General features: G+C 54.5%; 12 protein-coding genes and 1 pseudogene. 5 read left to right on the plus strand and 8 right to left on the minus strand.

Going from position 1 to position 16,040, the window contains the following annotated elements; translation table 11 throughout:
- Positions 1-16: 16 nt before the first annotated feature.
- The 3 genes from AC2TCY_RS17230 to AC2TCY_RS17240 form a co-directional block, all read right to left on the minus strand.
- A complete protein-coding gene (locus AC2TCY_RS17230; RefSeq protein ID WP_480849205.1) occupies positions 17-1,255 on the minus strand; it encodes an NAD(P)/FAD-dependent oxidoreductase in 1,239 nt (412 codons plus the stop codon).
- Between the two features lie 4 nt (positions 1,256-1,259).
- Positions 1,260-3,473 (minus strand): TRAP transporter permease, encoded by a 2,214-nt coding sequence (locus tag AC2TCY_RS17235; RefSeq protein WP_480849207.1) that lies wholly within the window; start codon positions 3,471-3,473, stop codon positions 1,260-1,262.
- Between the two features lie 80 nt (positions 3,474-3,553).
- On the minus strand, positions 3,554-4,561 hold the full coding sequence (locus AC2TCY_RS17240; RefSeq protein ID WP_480849208.1) for a TAXI family TRAP transporter solute-binding subunit: 1,008 nt from the start codon (positions 4,559-4,561) through the stop codon (positions 3,554-3,556).
- Between the two features lie 129 nt (positions 4,562-4,690).
- Here AC2TCY_RS17240 and AC2TCY_RS17245 point away from each other — a divergent pair, with 129 nt between their 5' ends.
- Positions 4,691-5,653, plus strand: a complete 963-nt coding sequence (locus AC2TCY_RS17245) for a LysR family transcriptional regulator (RefSeq protein WP_480849210.1) — start codon at positions 4,691-4,693, stop codon at positions 5,651-5,653.
- A gap of 173 nt (positions 5,654-5,826) precedes the next feature.
- On the opposite strand, the gene AC2TCY_RS17250 is transcribed toward AC2TCY_RS17245, so the two are convergent.
- Positions 5,827-6,510 (minus strand): LysR substrate-binding domain-containing protein, encoded by a 684-nt coding sequence (locus tag AC2TCY_RS17250; protein WP_480849324.1) that lies wholly within the window; start codon positions 6,508-6,510, stop codon positions 5,827-5,829.
- Between the two features lie 42 nt (positions 6,511-6,552).
- Positions 6,553-6,759, minus strand: a pseudogene (locus AC2TCY_RS17255) (helix-turn-helix domain-containing protein); the annotation flags it as partial.
- Between the two features lie 98 nt (positions 6,760-6,857).
- Between AC2TCY_RS17255 and AC2TCY_RS17260 the strand changes: the two are divergent.
- A complete protein-coding gene (locus tag AC2TCY_RS17260) occupies positions 6,858-8,510 on the plus strand; it encodes an ABC transporter substrate-binding protein (protein ID WP_480849212.1) in 1,653 nt (550 codons plus the stop codon).
- A 269-nt stretch (positions 8,511-8,779) separates the two neighbouring features.
- On the opposite strand, the gene AC2TCY_RS17265 is transcribed toward AC2TCY_RS17260, so the two are convergent.
- Both AC2TCY_RS17265 and AC2TCY_RS17270 read right to left on the minus strand, forming a co-directional pair.
- A complete protein-coding gene (locus AC2TCY_RS17265) occupies positions 8,780-9,535 on the minus strand; it encodes an SDR family oxidoreductase (RefSeq protein ID WP_480849325.1) in 756 nt (251 codons plus the stop codon).
- A 197-nt stretch (positions 9,536-9,732) separates the two neighbouring features.
- Positions 9,733-11,145: an aminotransferase gene (locus AC2TCY_RS17270; protein WP_480849213.1), complete on the minus strand. Its 1,413-nt coding sequence runs from the start codon at positions 11,143-11,145 to the stop codon at positions 9,733-9,735.
- 156 nt (positions 11,146-11,301) lie between these two features.
- Here AC2TCY_RS17270 and AC2TCY_RS17275 point away from each other — a divergent pair, with 156 nt between their 5' ends.
- Positions 11,302-11,943 (plus strand): TetR/AcrR family transcriptional regulator, encoded by a 642-nt coding sequence (locus AC2TCY_RS17275; protein ID WP_480849215.1) that lies wholly within the window; start codon positions 11,302-11,304, stop codon positions 11,941-11,943.
- 59 nt (positions 11,944-12,002) lie between these two features.
- Here AC2TCY_RS17275 and xylB read toward each other — a convergent pair whose 3' ends face one another.
- Positions 12,003-13,439, minus strand: a complete 1,437-nt coding sequence (gene xylB, locus AC2TCY_RS17280) for a xylulokinase (protein WP_480849216.1) — start codon at positions 13,437-13,439, stop codon at positions 12,003-12,005.
- 121 nt (positions 13,440-13,560) lie between these two features.
- Between xylB and AC2TCY_RS17285 the strand changes: the two genes are divergently transcribed.
- Positions 13,561-14,586, plus strand: a complete 1,026-nt coding sequence (locus AC2TCY_RS17285; RefSeq protein ID WP_480849218.1) for a LacI family DNA-binding transcriptional regulator — start codon at positions 13,561-13,563, stop codon at positions 14,584-14,586.
- Positions 14,587-14,679: 93 nt separating this feature from the next.
- Positions 14,680-15,981, plus strand: a complete 1,302-nt coding sequence (locus AC2TCY_RS17290) for an ABC transporter substrate-binding protein (protein ID WP_480849220.1) — start codon at positions 14,680-14,682, stop codon at positions 15,979-15,981.
- Positions 15,982-16,040: the final 59 nt, after the last annotated feature.

Here is a 16,040-nt window from a genome sequence, read left to right on the forward strand (position 1 = left end):
GTAAACGCGGTGAAGCTCAGAACCGAGCCAGAGAAAACTGGTCCAGGTTGATATTAAGGTGGCGACCAGACAAAAGATCCGCCACTAATTCCCCCGTTTTTGGCGCCATCATTAACCCGTAGTGCGAATGCCCAAAGGCGCTATAAAGGCCAGATTCCCCATCAAGTTGCCCAATCGCTGGCAGGCTGTCAGGAAAGGATGGGCGCCGCCCCATCCAAAATAGTGCCTGACTGGTATCGAGGTCCGGCACCATTGCTTTTGCCTGCCCCGTCAGGGTCGCTTGCTTACGGGGGTCTGGTGGTGCGTCAATACTCGCGAATTCAGCCGTTCCCGCGACCCGGAGGCCATCTTGCATTGAACTTGCGACCACCTTTGCATCCACATCCATAATCGAATTGTTCAAGCAGACAGACGGGGTTGGGAATTCAACATGGTATCCGCGCTCTGCTACCAGCGGAACGGAAATGCCCAGTGGTTTGAGAAGGTCCGCAGACCAGACGCCTGCTGCAAGAACCACATTGGCCGCGTGGAGTGTTTCTCCGGGCGTGGCCAGGTGCCAACCGCCGGCCTCTGCGCGGGTCAAACCAGTAATCTCGGTCCTTATGATCTCGGCACCCTGACTGCGCGCTTTTTCCGCCAGAACCGCGCCAATCCGCCCCGGTGACGTAATCCGCGCCTGCCCTTTGATCAGAACCGCCGCTTTATACTCACGCGTCAGAGCAGGTTCTATGCGCTGCAGCTCGTCGCCATTGATGCGCTCCAACTGACCGCCTTTTTCCAACCGGATAAGATAATCCAACCCGTCCAGATTGGCCTGTTCGGGTCGGCGAAAAGCGTGAACGTAGTAGCTGTCGGTGATCAGGTTCTCTTGCCCTGTACCCTGCAGGTGCCGGCGATATAAATCGATAGACGGCCTGCATAACAGCTCCATCGCGTCCGCAATCTCGCGAACGGTCTTTTCACGGGAATTCCCAAGAAACCGCATCCCCCACGGCACCATTTTTGGCCAGAAGGACAACCGAACCGACAGGGCGCTTTTTCGGTCCAGCAACATTGCTGGCAGCTTTTTCCAAATGCCCGGCAAGGATTGTGGAATAATCGACCACGGTGAAACGACGCCCGCGTTTCCGAACGACGTTTCCTGACCAGGTTCCCCCTTGTCGACCAGCCGAACCGGGATACCGCGTTCCTGCAACGACAAAGCACAGCAGATGCCGACGATACCAGCGCCAATTATGGTGACTTGTTCGGCCATCTTGTCAGACCGTGGAATGGCTGCGGTTGCGGGCGAGCAACTGGGTGACGATCACTGGCGACGCGACCACCAATGCGACCAAATCGGCGGTCAAAGTCGGCGCCACGAAGATTACGCCTGCGATGGCCATCAGTATCCGCGAAGCCACGTTCAGGGGTGTCAGCCAGTACCCGACCACAGCCGCCGACAACGCAATGACCCCTGCGATACAGCTGGTCGCAGTATAGGTGAACTCCCACAGATTGAACCCGGTTGAGGACACAAACAGCAGAACCGGAGCGTAGACAAATGCCATAGGGGCAATGACTTTCCCCAAGCCCAGCGTGAAGGCGGACAATCCAGTTCGGAATGGGTTCGAGTTTGCGATGGCCGCTGCCGCGTAGGCCGAAGTGCAGACCGGTGGCGTAATTTCGGACACGACACCATAGTAGAGCACGAACAAGTGGCTTGCGATCGGCGGTACGCCCAGTTGTGCCAACGCGGGCTGTGCAACAGAGACCAGCATAATGTAAAGCGCGGTTGTGGGGATACCGGCACCCATCAGGATACAAACGATTGCGATAAAGATCAGCGAGATGAACAGTTGAAGGTCTTCGACCGCAAACAGCTGGAAACTGTCAAAGGACAACAGGTTATACATATCCGACGCCAGGTTTCCCGCCCCCTGCGTCACCATGAAGCCGATGCGGAACCCGATGCCCGTCGTGTTGATCACACCGACGACAATGCCCACAGCAGCGGCAGCAGCGCCGACCGCCAGCGAGTATTTCACGCCCAACTCGATCGCCTGAAGCATTTCGGGAACTTCGATGCGTTTCTGCGGGTTCAGCGTTGCAACCACCGACAGTGCGCACAGAATGGTTGTCATAGTCAGATCAAACCCGCCATCTGAGAACTTCCACAAAACAAACGCCAGGAACGCCGCGGCGTAGATCAGCGTTGGTGGCTGTTTCAGGCGTGACATTCCTGCAATCACTGCCAGCGAGATGCCGCAGAATGCGGACATGAAAGGCGTATAGCCAGTAAACAGCACGACAAGCAGCCCAATCAGGGGCACGATGTTGGCCCAACCTTCGCTCCACACGGCTTTAAGTTGCGGTAGTTGCTCTTTGGCCAAACCCTTCAGGTTCAGCTTGCGCGCCATCAGGTGCACAACCGCAAATACGCCGACATAGTGCAGGAGAGCAGGGAAAATCGCCGCAATTACAATAGTCGTATAGGGCACCTCAAGGAACTCTGCCATGATGAAGGCTGCTGCCCCCATGATCGGAGGCGTTATCTGCCCGCCGGCTGAGGACGCGGCCTCAACGCCACCCGCAAAGTGGCCGGGATACCCGAGCCGCTTCATGTTCGGAATGGTCAGCGCACCAGTCGACACGGTGTTTGCGACCGATGACCCGGAAATTGTGCCGAAAAAGGCAGAGGATACTACCGATACCTTCGCAGGCCCACCTGTATAGCGCCCGGCAAGAATGGTTGCGTTGTCGATGAATAACTGACCTAGCCCCGTGCGCTGCGCGATCACGCCAAACAGCACAAAGTGGAAGACTATGGTCGAGACGACCCACAACGTGACCCCATAAATGCCTTCCTGCGGGAAATACATCGAAGACACGAAGGTTTTGAAGTTCACGCCGGGATGTTGCAGCAAGCCGGGGAAATATGGCCCGAGCAATGCATAGGAGATGAACCCACAAATGATCAGAGGCAGCACCCAGCCCAGTGTTCTCCGCGCGATATCGAGCACCAGCAGAATGATGACAACACCCAGCACCACGTCATAACTGTTCGGGTTACCCATTCGGAACGTCTGTTCCTCGATGCCCAGAAACGGAATGCCGCGCCAGGCAAGGCCGACATAAAGCGCTGCAATGATGCCAAGCGCCATGAAGACCAGATCGTAAAGGGGGATGTTGCCTATCCGGAACCGGCTGACCTTAAGCGCATAAAGGCTTTTGACTCCGATAATCGGGATCGTAGCATAAACCAAAATGAACAGCAGGGCCAGGTAGATGCCCATGTGCCAATGATCAGCTGGCAGGCCGAAGCCCGCAGTAAAGAATTCGTAGAACGCAAAGATCAGGGCTACAACGCGCAGGACCTTGCCGGTTGTCGGCGTAACCTGCCGTACGGCGGCACCTTCGTCGAACTGTTCTTCGATAGCTGCCAATTCTTCGGCTGTGAGTTCGTGGTCATCAAGATTCGGAGTATCGGACATGATGGCCCCCTGATTTCGCAAGTTTCGAGAATACGGTGCCCCTTTGGGGCACCGAGTGCTTAGGTAGCGCTGTGATCAGGCTACTGAAGAAGACCAGCTTCTTTGTAGAACTTCTCAGCGCCAGGGTGCAGCGGAACGCCGAGGGCTTCGACACCGTCAAGTGCAGTATCCGAAGTTATTTGTTTACCTTTGGCATGACCGTTATCCAGCAATTTGCGGGTATTATCGTTCCACAAGGCTTTGGTCAGTTCATAGACCAGATCATCCGACAGATCCGACGATACCACCAGCATAGCGCTGACCGCAGGGGTTTTGGTCTCGGCATCAATGCCTTCATAAACGCCGCCCGGAATGGCCGAGGGGATGTATGCCGGAATGATCTCGTTGATCTTGGCGAGGTCATCGTCCGAGAAGGAATGCAGGTTCATGCCCTTGGTCGAGGACAACTGAACCATCGCGGCGACCGGCCAACCAGCCGCATAGAAATACGCATCCAACTGACCATCCGCCAAGCGCTCAGCGCTTTGGCTGTTGTTCAGCTCCGCCTCATCCATGTTGTCACGGTTTACGCCCCAGGCGTCCAGCATTTGCAGAACCGCAACCTGTGTGCCCGAACCTGCTTGCGCAATACCAACGCGCTTGCCTTCCAAGTCGCTCAGATCGTTGATCGTTGATCCGGCGGGCAACACCAAGTGTAGGTCTTCGGGGAACAGATTTGCCACGATACGCAGCTTAGGATGAGGTTTTCCGTCGAACTTCCCCTCCCCCAGATACATAGAACGGGTAACGTCAGCTGCAGCAAGACCAGCTTCCAACTCGCCGTTTTGAACGGCTGCGTTGTTGAATACTGAGGCGGTGGTTGATTGCGCAATTGCAATCAAACCCGGTACGCCGCACTGACCGCCTTCTTCACAGGGGCGCGATCCCGGAGGCGCCGAGATGCCGTTAGCGATAGTCCCGCCGATGGGGAAATAGGTTCCGCCTGCGCCACCTGTGCCGATGCGAAAGAATGTCGGGTCCTGCGCCAGAGCAGGCGCCGCAAGCGCGCCGGCCAAGGCAATTCCAGTAAGGTATTTCACGAGTTTCATTGTCATCTCCCAGTTAGGAATCGTTGGATTCGGTTTGCCCGAATTTCGATCTCCCAAGCGTAGAGGCAATTTTCATAAAAACAAATTTGTTATATTTCACAAAACTAAAGTTTACCTTATATAGAGAAAATGAACCTTTCGCAGCTCACCGTTTTTCGTGAGGTGATGGAAACCGGCTCCATCTCTCAGACCGCAAAAAAGTTGAATCGCACGCAACCAGCGATCAGCCTGGCGATTAAGAACCTTGAAAAAAGCTTGGGCCTGACTCTGTTCGAGCGTCGAGGGCGGCGACTGGTACCGGTGCCCGAAGCCCAATACCTGCTTGCCGAAGCAACAGGAATATTGGACCGGATTTCAACGATTTCCAATACGATGGACGGTTTGCTCAAAGGTCACTTGGGTAGTTTGAATATCGCCACAATGCCTGGCCCATCTGCCTTTCTGTTCCCTCGCTTTATCAGCGAGTCAGTTGGCGAAAACCCGGATATCCGGATTACGCTTTCTACACGCAGTTCACCGCAGATCATGGAGCTGGCAGGTACTCAGAACATCGACTTTGGATTTGCTGATTTCGAACATGCGACCGGTAGACAGCCTCAATTTTCAGCCGAGATTGTCAGAGGAGATTGTTTTTGCGCCGTGGACCGTGACCACCGACTGGCTGCGGAAAAGAGTGTCACGATTTCTGATCTGGACGGCATTCCGATGGGCGGTTTGTATGCCACTCACCCTTTCCAGCGAAAGATCAGGCAGGAATTCCAAAAAGCGTCAGCCAATTACAATCCAACCGTCACGTGTCAGTATTTTCTACCGCTGATCCCGTTTGTCAGTTCTGGACAATGTTGCACCATCGTAGATCCGTTAACTGTTGCTACCGAAGCGGAGCTGAACCTTTCCAATGGCCGAGTGGTCTTCGTGCCCTTCAAGGAGCCGCTGAGATACGAATATGCGATCCTCGTGCCCGTCCATCGGCCACCTTCACAATTAGCCCTTAAGATAAAGGCAGGGTGGAAGGTCGAAGTTCTGAAGATGTTAAGCGAAATCAATGCAAACCCCGGTGCTGAAGCGATTTCAGACGAAAGCGTTAAGTAGTTTCACCGTGTACCAATTTTGGTCTTCTTTCTGGTCGGCGCAATTCCTGATGCCTTTTCGAAGACTTACGCAAAATGCAGTCTTTTGCCGTTTTTCCAGCAGGTTTTCGAAGCCTCCCAACAGTGCTGCATCGTCCCCAACGTCAAACCCTTCTCTTGAGACGGCTATGATTGCTAGCCGGAAGGCGCCGCAAAAACCTGATCGGCTATCCATTCAAATACCTGACGAGGACCGCTGCCCAAATTGGTTTGGTCCCTTGACATGATGTATCCGGCGTTGCTGACAACCACGTCATCCGTAACAGTCACCAGCCTTCCCTTTTGTATCAGGTCATCAATAAGCCCGATCCAGCCCAAGGCGACGCCATCGCCGGCCACAGCAGCTTGAGTGATCATGTCGTAGTTATTGAAACTGATGTAGTTCTTCTTTCTTTCACCCGTAATTCCCAGGCTATCAAACCAACCTTGCCAAGTTTGCCACTCGGCTGCCGCAGGCTTTGAAAGACTAAGAAGCTGAACGTCCAAAAGATCGGCGGAAGACCGCATTGGCGTTATTTTTTCTAATAGCTGTGGACTGCAAACAGCAGCAACAGTCTCTTCCAACAGCAATATGTCGCCTCGGTTCATCCGACTTTTGTGAGCAACGTGAATCTTGATATCACAGTCTTCGTCATCAAAGCTCGGTGGAACGGTGGACGCCAGAATCTGAATTTCAATCTCGTCGCCGATTTCTTCGCGCAGATAAGTCAGACGCGGCAGCAACCAAAAGGTTGAAAATGCGAAATCGGCTGATATCCGGACCCGGGGTTTTGACTTGCGTTCCATCAAACTGCCGACAGCGTAGCCCATCTGCGTCATTGCCGGCCGGACCACGTTCAAAAGCCTGAGACCCTCATTTGTCAGAGAGACGCCGCGATGCTCTCGCTTGAACAGAACAACCCCAAGATCGATCTCCAAGCCCTTGATCCTTTGAGAGACCGAGGATTGTGTCAGACCCAGGGCTTCCCCGGCACTCGTGAAATTTCCGTGGTGAGCGACCAACTCAAACGCATAAAGCGCCACCAGGTTGCGACTGAGGTTGGTATTAACCCTGTTAATGTCATCCATAAACACTCGACTACTGCAAAATGGATCAGATTTGTACCAAAAATTGCGGCAAGGGCCGCGTAAGCAGCCTTGCGAGAGAATTATTGGAGCCGAAGTTGATGAACTACAGTCGCAAAGATATCATTCACCCCGCGGTACATATGCATGCTGAAGAAGTGGCAAGTGGCACCCTCAGTCGGCGCGAGTTCCTGACCCGCGCCACAGCGCTCGGCATATCTGCTTCGGCCGCTTATTCGATGATTGGCTTGGCGCAACCGGCGCAAGCCGCCGCGAATATCCAGCCCGGAGGGACAATTCGAATCCAGCAAGTCGTGCGCGCCCAGCTTGATCCGCCACTATATAACTGGCCACAACTTGGTAACGTGGTGCGGGGATTTCTGGAGTATCTCGTACAATACAACGCTGACGGTACGTTCGAACCGCGACTTCTGGAAAGCTGGGAAGTTAACGATGACGCGACCGAATATCTTTTGCGTGTACGTCCGGGGGTGAACTGGAATGACGGGCGCGGAACGCTTACGGCCAAGGATGTCGCGTATAATTTCAAGCGTTGGTGCGACGGCAGTTGGGAAGGCAACTCCATGGCCGCGCGTATGGGGTCCTTGCAAAATGAAGCCGGGGACGGTCCGGCAGAGGGTGCGTTGGAAGTTGTCGATGATCTGACGCTGAAACTGAAGCTCACGAGACCAGATATCACCATTATTCCGGCCGTGACCGAATACCCCGCCGCCATCGTTCCCGATGGCTGGTCCGGTGATCCCGCGAACGATCCGGTTGGCACCGGACCTTACAAGCTTGTTGAATACCTAGTTGGCGAAAAGGTCGTGCTAGAAAAAAACACAGACCACGAATGGTGGGGTGAAGGCGCCTATCTGGACCGGATCGAGTTCATTGATTACGGAACTGACGGTGCGGCACATCTGGCGGCGGCAGAGGCCGAAGAAATCGACATGACCTATGAAACGGTCGGTGAATTTGTCGATATCTATGAAAGCATCGGCTGGAACCAAAGCGAGTCCGTCTCGGCGAACACGATGGTTCTGCGCACAAATCGAGACGCCGAGGTCGACGGTGTGAAGCCCTATGCCGACGCACGCGTGCGCCGTGCACTGGCAATGGCCTGCGACAACGAAGTTTTGCTTGAGCTCGGGTACGCCAATCGGGGGACGCTGGGTGAGAACCACCACGTTTGTCCCATTCACCCGGAATATGCCGACATCGGAGCCCCAGAAAAGGATGTCGAGGGCGCACTAGCATTGCTGGAAGAAGTCGGCATGCTCGAATACGAGCACGAGATATTCTCGATTGACGACGACTGGCGCCGCAACACGACCGACGCATTGGCAGCCCAGCTGCGTGATGCGGGGCTGAACGTCAAACGCACGGTTCTGCCAGGGAACACCTTCTGGAACGACTGGAACAAGTACCCCTTCAGCTCAACCGACTGGGGGCACCGACCCTTGGGTGTTCAGGTGCTGACGCTGGCCTATAAATCAGGCGTAGCGTGGAATGAAACCGGTTTGGCCAGCTCTGATTTCGACACGATGCTGGAAGCAGCGTCCGCCATCGCCGATGCAGAAACCCGACGTGGTCATATGGAAAAAATCGAGCAGTTCATGCGGGATGACGGAACAATCATTCAACCGTATTGGCGGTCGCTGTACCGTCATTCCCGTCCCGGTGTCATCGGTGCCGAAAGCCACCCGATAAATGAGATTCATGTGCACAAACTGGCGCTTGAGTCCCAGTAGACCAAGTCAAACTCAGGCTTTGGCCCATATTCCATTAGGTGGGCCAAGCCACAGGGTCAGAAAATTGATCATCGCGAACACCTCATTGGGGCTTGAGGGTCCAGTGTCGCTGTGAATCGGTCTTTCATTCTGCTTGGCTGGTAACAGATCAATATACCTCCGCAGCTTTCTGAGCTTTCTGATGCACCGCTCGGACCAGTCCGGCAAGTCTGAAAACTTGAGAGAGGCCCCTAATGCGCGGAGCCGCTCTGGTAACTTAGGAAGCCTTTTTAAAGCAGCCTGGTCGCCATGCCTCCATCCACGGCCAATGGCGAACCCGTTACAAAGCTTGATCGGTCCGACAACAAGAACATCGCTGCTTGCGCAATCTCTTTCGGTTCTGCCATGCGCTTCAGAGGATGCAACCCAGCAATGAACTCGTGCGTTGCCGGATCGTCACCTGCCAATCTGGTTTTGGTACCACCCGGCAGAACAGTACTAATTCGAATGCCCTGCGCCGCGTGATCAGAGGCTAAGGACTGCACCAAGCCGATCAATCCCGCTTTGGACGCAGCATAGGCGCCCATGCCGGGCATGCCGCCATTACTGAACCCGACAAACGTCCCTGTAAATACGATCGACCCGCCGCCACGTTTCTCCAGTGCCGGAAGTTGAGCCTTGGCTGCGAAGAACGCACTTGAGAGGTTGGTCGCAATAACAGATTGCCAGTTTTCTACTTCCATGGCCGGAACTGGCGCCATATCACCCACAATGCCAGCATTGTTGAAGGCACCATCAAGACCACCAAAAGTCTGTTCGGCCAAATCAACAAGCTCCATCGCATACGCACTATCTGTCACATCGCCAGCGACGCAAACTGCATTTCCGTTGCTTTGCGTGATTTGCCCAACGAGGTTGAACAATTCGGTTTCGCGACGTGCTCCCAGAACCAGATTAGCGCCTTCTGCCGCAAACAACAGCGCTGCTGCTGCGCCAATTCCACTGCTCGCGCCGGTGACGATTATCGTTTTACCTTTAAGTTCCATGGTCATGCCTTTCACTAATTGCATGCCATTCAGCTTGTGAACAAAGTGAGAGTGAAGCGACCCGTTTCCTGCGCTTGCTGAACTCACGCTATTAAAAGCGCAAGAACCGGGTCGGAGGGAAATTTCAATCCCGATCCGAAATTCCTGCTTTGCTGGCTAAACTGTCGCCTTCACCGGGATGAATGTCGGCAGGCAACTCAGTACCTTTCGTCTTCCAGTTCAAACCCTTGCCCCAACAAGTCCTGAGTTGCTCGGTTCACGCCTTCAGTCAGCAGATCGAACAAGTCATCAATCTGCTTCTCATTGATCACCAGTGGCGGCGAAAAAATCGCCATGTTGCCATAAGGACGGACCATGAGGCCCAGTTCCTGGCAACGGGCGTCGATCTGCGCGCCGATTGTGGCGTCGACCTTCGGGTTCGCCTCCCCGACGCTTGTAATCGAACATTCGATACAACCCACAAGCCCTATGCCGCGAACGTCCGCTATAAGCGGAATATCCCGCAGCTGATGCAGCCGCTTCTGAAAGTGAGGGATATTTTTTCGCGTATTCTCCAGAATGCCATCCCGTTCGAATATTTCGATGTTCTTTAGGCCAGCCGCAGCGCAAACCGGATGGCCCGAATACGTGTAACCGCTGGTGAAATAGACGTCCTTGGAAATTTCGCCCTCAATGTCATGGAACAACCGATCAGAGAAAACCGCAGCGCCCATTGGCGCATAACCCGAAGTCAAACCTTTGGCGCATGTAATGATGTCGGGCACGATGCCGAACACCTCTTCCGATGCAAACCAATGACCCAGACGTCCAAAGCCGGTGACCACCTCATCCGATATATAAAGCACATCATACTTGCGGCAGGTTTCAAGACAGCGCTTATGGTAGCCTTCTGGCGGCACAATTACTCCGCCTGATCCCAGCACAGGCTCGGCTATGAATGCGGCGACATTATCCGGCCCCAATTCCAAAATGGCATTCTCCAGATCCGCTACCTTCTCTTCGAGAAAGGCTTTGATGCTTTGACCTGAAGGCCGGTGGAAGGGGTTTACGTCGGGCAGAAAATACGGAGTGGATTGATCCGTGTCCAACCATTGGCGCTCGCCTGGCTTACCGCTCAACGATGCTGCCAGATACGTGCCGCCGTGGTAGGCATGCGCGCGGGTAATGATCCTTTTTTTGGTAGGTTTTCCCAGCAAGTTGTTACGAAAATGAACGAAGCGGATTGCAGTATCGACGGCCGTCGAGCCGCCGGTTGTGAAATAAACACGGTTTAAGTCGCCCGGTGCTCGTTCGGCAATCGCATGCGCAAGGGCTGCACTGACCGAAGTCGCCTCGGAGAACGGTGAACAATAAGCCATTTTACGGGCCTGATCTGCCATGGCGTCGGCAATCTCAGCATTGCCATAGCCAAGTTGCATGCACCACATGCCGCCCGGACCGTCGATCATCTTGTTTCCGTGCTCGTCATAGACATAGATGCCTTCAGCGTATTCGCTAAATGTCCGAGCCGCTTTATCAGCGCCCTGCACTTCCAGCCCTTCCCACGGGTGGAAGTAGTTTTGCTTGTCCCAGATTCTGAAGTTTTCGAAGTCATTGCCAAGTTTAGTCATCTCAAGCCTCTGTCCGGGGGTTGCATTCGCTATGAATGAACGTTCATACATTTATAATATAGTTGAATGAACGTTCATTGTCGATGGGATTTGCTGTAAACACTGGCAACACGCCCAAGCGGCAGCAGAACGTTTGACGTCGAAAAGGTGCAATGGATGGCAAGCAGCGGGAATGCAGTCAAAAAACGGAAAATCGACAAGGACTTACATCGGGAAGTCCTATTGGAAGCTACGGCCAATGTAATCCTGAAGCATGGCGTAAGCGGCACAACGATCAGCCGCATACAGGAAGAATCCGGACTATCGCGAGGAATGATCAACCTGCATTTCCAAACCAAAGACAACTTGATTCGCGAACTTGCCACTCACCTTTCCCGGCGATACGACACGGCTTGGCAGAGCTTCACTGACAAAGCCGCTGAGGACGTAGATTCCCCTGCGGATGCGGCAGCTCAGTTGAAAGCGCTGTTTGAGACCGATTTTTCGGAAGACGTGCTGAACGAGCGAAATGCAAGACTGACATTTGCATTTCGCGCCGAACCAGAGCTTCGAAAACTCGGCTCCGGTTACGTGGAGACCCGAGGGACCGCCTTGCACGAACACGTTCGGGAATGCTGCCGTATCTTATGTGAGGCAGGCGAAACCACCGAGGATTACGAGAAAGTCGCCATGGCACTAATGTCATTGCTGGAGGGTCTCTGGACAGACTTCCATGCCCATCCCGACACGTTTGATCGACAAGCAGCTGTGGAAATTTGCGCCATTACTGCGCGCGCGTTTTTCCCGAGGTATTTTTGATAAATGGTGCCTATCATACCTGACGGCTTTGACACCGGATTTTCGGCGGAATGCTAATCCTATCCCATGGTACTGACCGACTTGTACAGTGAACGGAACTTTTGGAGTCGATCAAACAATGCAGTCTTATCTTCAGGTTCAAATCGATCGTCTGTAGGAGGCCGCACCGCCAGATCGCCAATGCTTAAAGCGCCATCCCGGCATGCCGCAAGTTTTGCCGCCCCCAACGCCGGGCCCGAGTCTGCCCCATCGCTACGAACGATGGCCTTGGATGTCACAGTTGCAATCAGGCGAAGCAACAGGTCCGATCGGCTCCCGCCGCCAATCGCGGCCAGCTCGGACTGCAGGGCAAGGGTGTCGCCAAAACTATCGGCTGCGTCGGCAAAGCAGAATGCGACAGCTTCCACTACGGAGCGACAGATTTCCGCCCGAGTGGTCGAATCCTCAAGGCCAAAGAAACACGCTCGAATGTGCGGGTCACCATGAGGGCTGCGCTCTCCCGTTAGATAGGGGAGGAATATTGGAACACGATCACTGCCGACTGTTTCCGCCAAGGCAACCACCTCGGCGGCGGACATTTCAAATTGCCCACCAATCCACGAAATGGGCCTGGCGCCATTCAGCATCGCTGCCATTTGGTACCACCGGTCAGGCAGCGTGTGCGCAAACGCATGCACGTAGCGATCCGGATTGGGCCGGTAAGTGCGGTCCGCGACAAAAAGCTGACCTGAAGTGCCAAGAGATACGAACCCTCGCCCCGGCTCAGTCACGCCAAGAGACACTGCGCCGGTCGCAGCATCCCCACCCCCCGCGACAACCGGCACACCGATCTTCAATCCCGTTTCCTCCGAGGCTTGGGCGGTTACCCTCCCGACGACCTCATGACCAACGAACACCGGCGGCAGCCAGTTCAGGGAAACGCCAGAGGCCTCTGCAATCTCGGCATTCCAATTTCGCGAGGCTTGATCCAACCACAAGGTCCCAGCAGAATCAGAAGTGTCAGTCGCTGCTTCTCCGTGAAGACGCAGGCCGACGTAATCTTTCGGCAGCAAGATGTGGGCAATGTGTCGATAGCTTTCCGGCTCGTGACGCTTCAGCCACATAATCTTCGGTGCGGTAAAGCCTGGAAGTGGGGGTACGCCTGCTATTTGGCCGATCTCGGGTATCGCGCCACGCAGTTGATCGCACTCGTGCGCGGCCCGGCTGTCGTTCCAGAGAATTGCCGGTCTGATGGGACGCTGCTCCCGGTCGATCAGGACAGCGCCATGCATCTGGCCGGAAAGGCCGATGGCCTTGACGTCCGAAAGATTAGCCCTTTCACCCAGCTGACGCATTGCCACGCAAGTTGCGTGCCACCAAATGTCGGGGTGTTGCTCTGACCAACCCGGTTTGAGTGAGGTTGTTGTTAGTTCAACAGAGGCTGCGGCTTGGATTTTCATCCCGTCCGAGCAGACGACTTTGACCGCCGACGTGCCGATATCGATCCCCACATACATATCAAATCTGTAGTCTTGCGAGATCAAAGCGACAAGGGTCCAGCTATTGATTTTTACCGCGCGCAAAGAATATGTAAAGAAGCGTAAGATCGTGACGACGCTTGCCCGAAGGTTAGAGAGAATGACAAAAATTAAAAATATGGAGGAGTTCGCTGCTGTCAGCGGCATCTCCCGCCCGACGGTCTCCAAGTACTTTCAGGACCCGGATAGTGTTCGCGCCACAACACGCGCTCGCATCGAAGAAGCGCTAGAGCGGTTTGACTACCGACCTAACATTTATGCGGTAAACCAAAACAGGAAGCTGACCAAGAATATCGGGATCGTTGTGCCCTACCTTGCCGATCCGTTCTTTGCCGAAATTGCCAGGTATCTGGAACAAAGCTGTATCGCTGCTGGTTATCGTCCAACTCTGTTCAGTTCACACGGCGAGCCCAAACTGGAAAATGAGATCTTGGAAAGTCTCAGGTCAATGAAGCCCGCTGGCGTGCTGCTGGCCCCCCTGGGGCGACCATCAGATCGGGCTCAAATCGAAAAATTCTGCGAGAATGTTCCGACTGTTTTGTTTGACAGCAACCTCGAAGGATTAGGGGCCGCCTTTATCGGCTCTGACAACTTCAGCTTTGTTTCTCAGACCGTCGAATACATGATGCGAACCGGCGAGCCACCATCGTTTTTTGAGATGCGCACACCTGCCAACCCAAACGCCAATAAACGCCGCAAAGCCTATATCGACGTGATGGAACGTCTGGGGTTCGAACCCCATGTCATCAAGGTTGACGGTGAAGGCTGGGCCTTCGAGGAGATCGGCTGTCAAGGCGCAACGAAGGTACTGGAAGAAGGAATACTGAGAACGGATTCTGTTTTATGCAGCAATGACCGCCTTGCAATCGGCTTCCTGGCTGCGTGTTACAAACAGGGGATTCGGGTCGGACGGAAGGAAGATTGCTCGTTGCGTGTCGCATCCAACGACGATCATCCGTTCTCTAAGTTCACGTGCCCATCTTTGACAACGGCTGCACACGACTATGATAACGTTGCGGGCCGAAGTGTAGAAACTCTCTTTGAACTCATTGAAAGTGGGGGACAAATTAATGAGCGAACAGAAACTCTGTTTCCCGCGCGGCTCGTTTTGAGGGATTCTGCGTGACCTAAAATTTAACGCGCGTAAAGTTTTTATTGACGTCGCGACAATTTTCGCACTACTCTCTCTGTACGACATCCAAGCTCAGGGAGGACAGGGATGTATCTGAAGAACACACTTCGTGCGGCGACTGCACTAACATTCGTCGCAACGGCAGCAGCCCATGCACAATCCATCACCATCGCCACCGTGAACAACGGCGACATGATCCGGATGCAGGGCTATTCTGATAAATTTACCGAAGCGACCGGCATCGACGTAGAATGGGTGACGCTCGAAGAAAACGTGCTGCGTCAGCGCGTGACGACCGACATCACCACCAAGGGCGGTCAGTTCGACATCATGACGATCGGCATGTACGAGACCCCAATCTGGGGTGCGAATGGATGGCTGGTCCCTCTCGATGGCCTGTCCGACGAGTATGACGTTAGTGACATCCTGCCCGCTATGGCGGGCGGTCTGAGCCACGAGGGTACGCTTTATGCGGCGCCTTTCTACGGCGAAAGCTCGATGATCATGTACCGCAAGGATCTGATGGAAAAGGCGGGCCTTGAGATGCCTGATGCTCCTTCATGGGAGTTCATCAAAGAAGCGGCAGCAGCCATGACCGATCGTGACGCCGACATCAACGGTATCTGCCTGCGTGGCAAGGCCGGTTGGGGCGAAGGCGGCGCGTTCATTACTGCAATGTCCAACTCCTTTGGCGCGCGTTGGTTCGATGAAGAGTGGAAACCTCAGTTCGACCAACCGGAATGGGCAGACACGCTGAACTTCTACGTCGAAATGATGAATGAATCCGGCCCTGCCGGTTACGCCACCAACGGATTCAATGAAAACCTGTCGCTGTTCCAACAGGGCAAGTGCGGTATGTGGATCGACGCGACGGTTGCGGCATCCTTCGTAACCAATCCGACGGACTCGACTGTGGCAGATCAGGTTGGATTTGCGCTGGCGCCGGATACAGGTCTGGGCAAGCGATCCAACTGGCTCTGGGCCTGGGCGCTGGCTGTGCCGGCGGGTACTCAGCAGGAAGATGCTGCCAAGCAGTTCATCGAATGGGCTACATCCAAAGACTACATCGAACTGGTCGCCGAAACCGAAGGATGGGCTAACGTCCCTCCGGGAGCGCGCACCTCGCTTTATGAGAACCCTGAGTATCAGAAGGTTCCGTTTGCCAAGATGACACTGGACTCGATCCTGTCGGCAGACCCGAACAACCCGACGGTCAAGCCGGTACCCTATGTCGGCATCCAGTTCGCTGCTATCCCGGAATTTGCGGGCATCGCCACGCAAGTTAGCCAAGAGTTTTCGGCAGTCTATGCCGGACAACAATCAGTTGAAGAAGCGCTGGAAAAAGCGCAGGCCTTCACTACTGAAGAAATGGAAGCCGCAGGCTACTGAGGCACACTCCCCGGCGGGTGGGCAGGTTTCTGTCCCCCGCTCCCTACTTCCACAACTCG

It is taken from the genome of Ruegeria sp. HKCCD7181 (assembly GCF_057221055.1).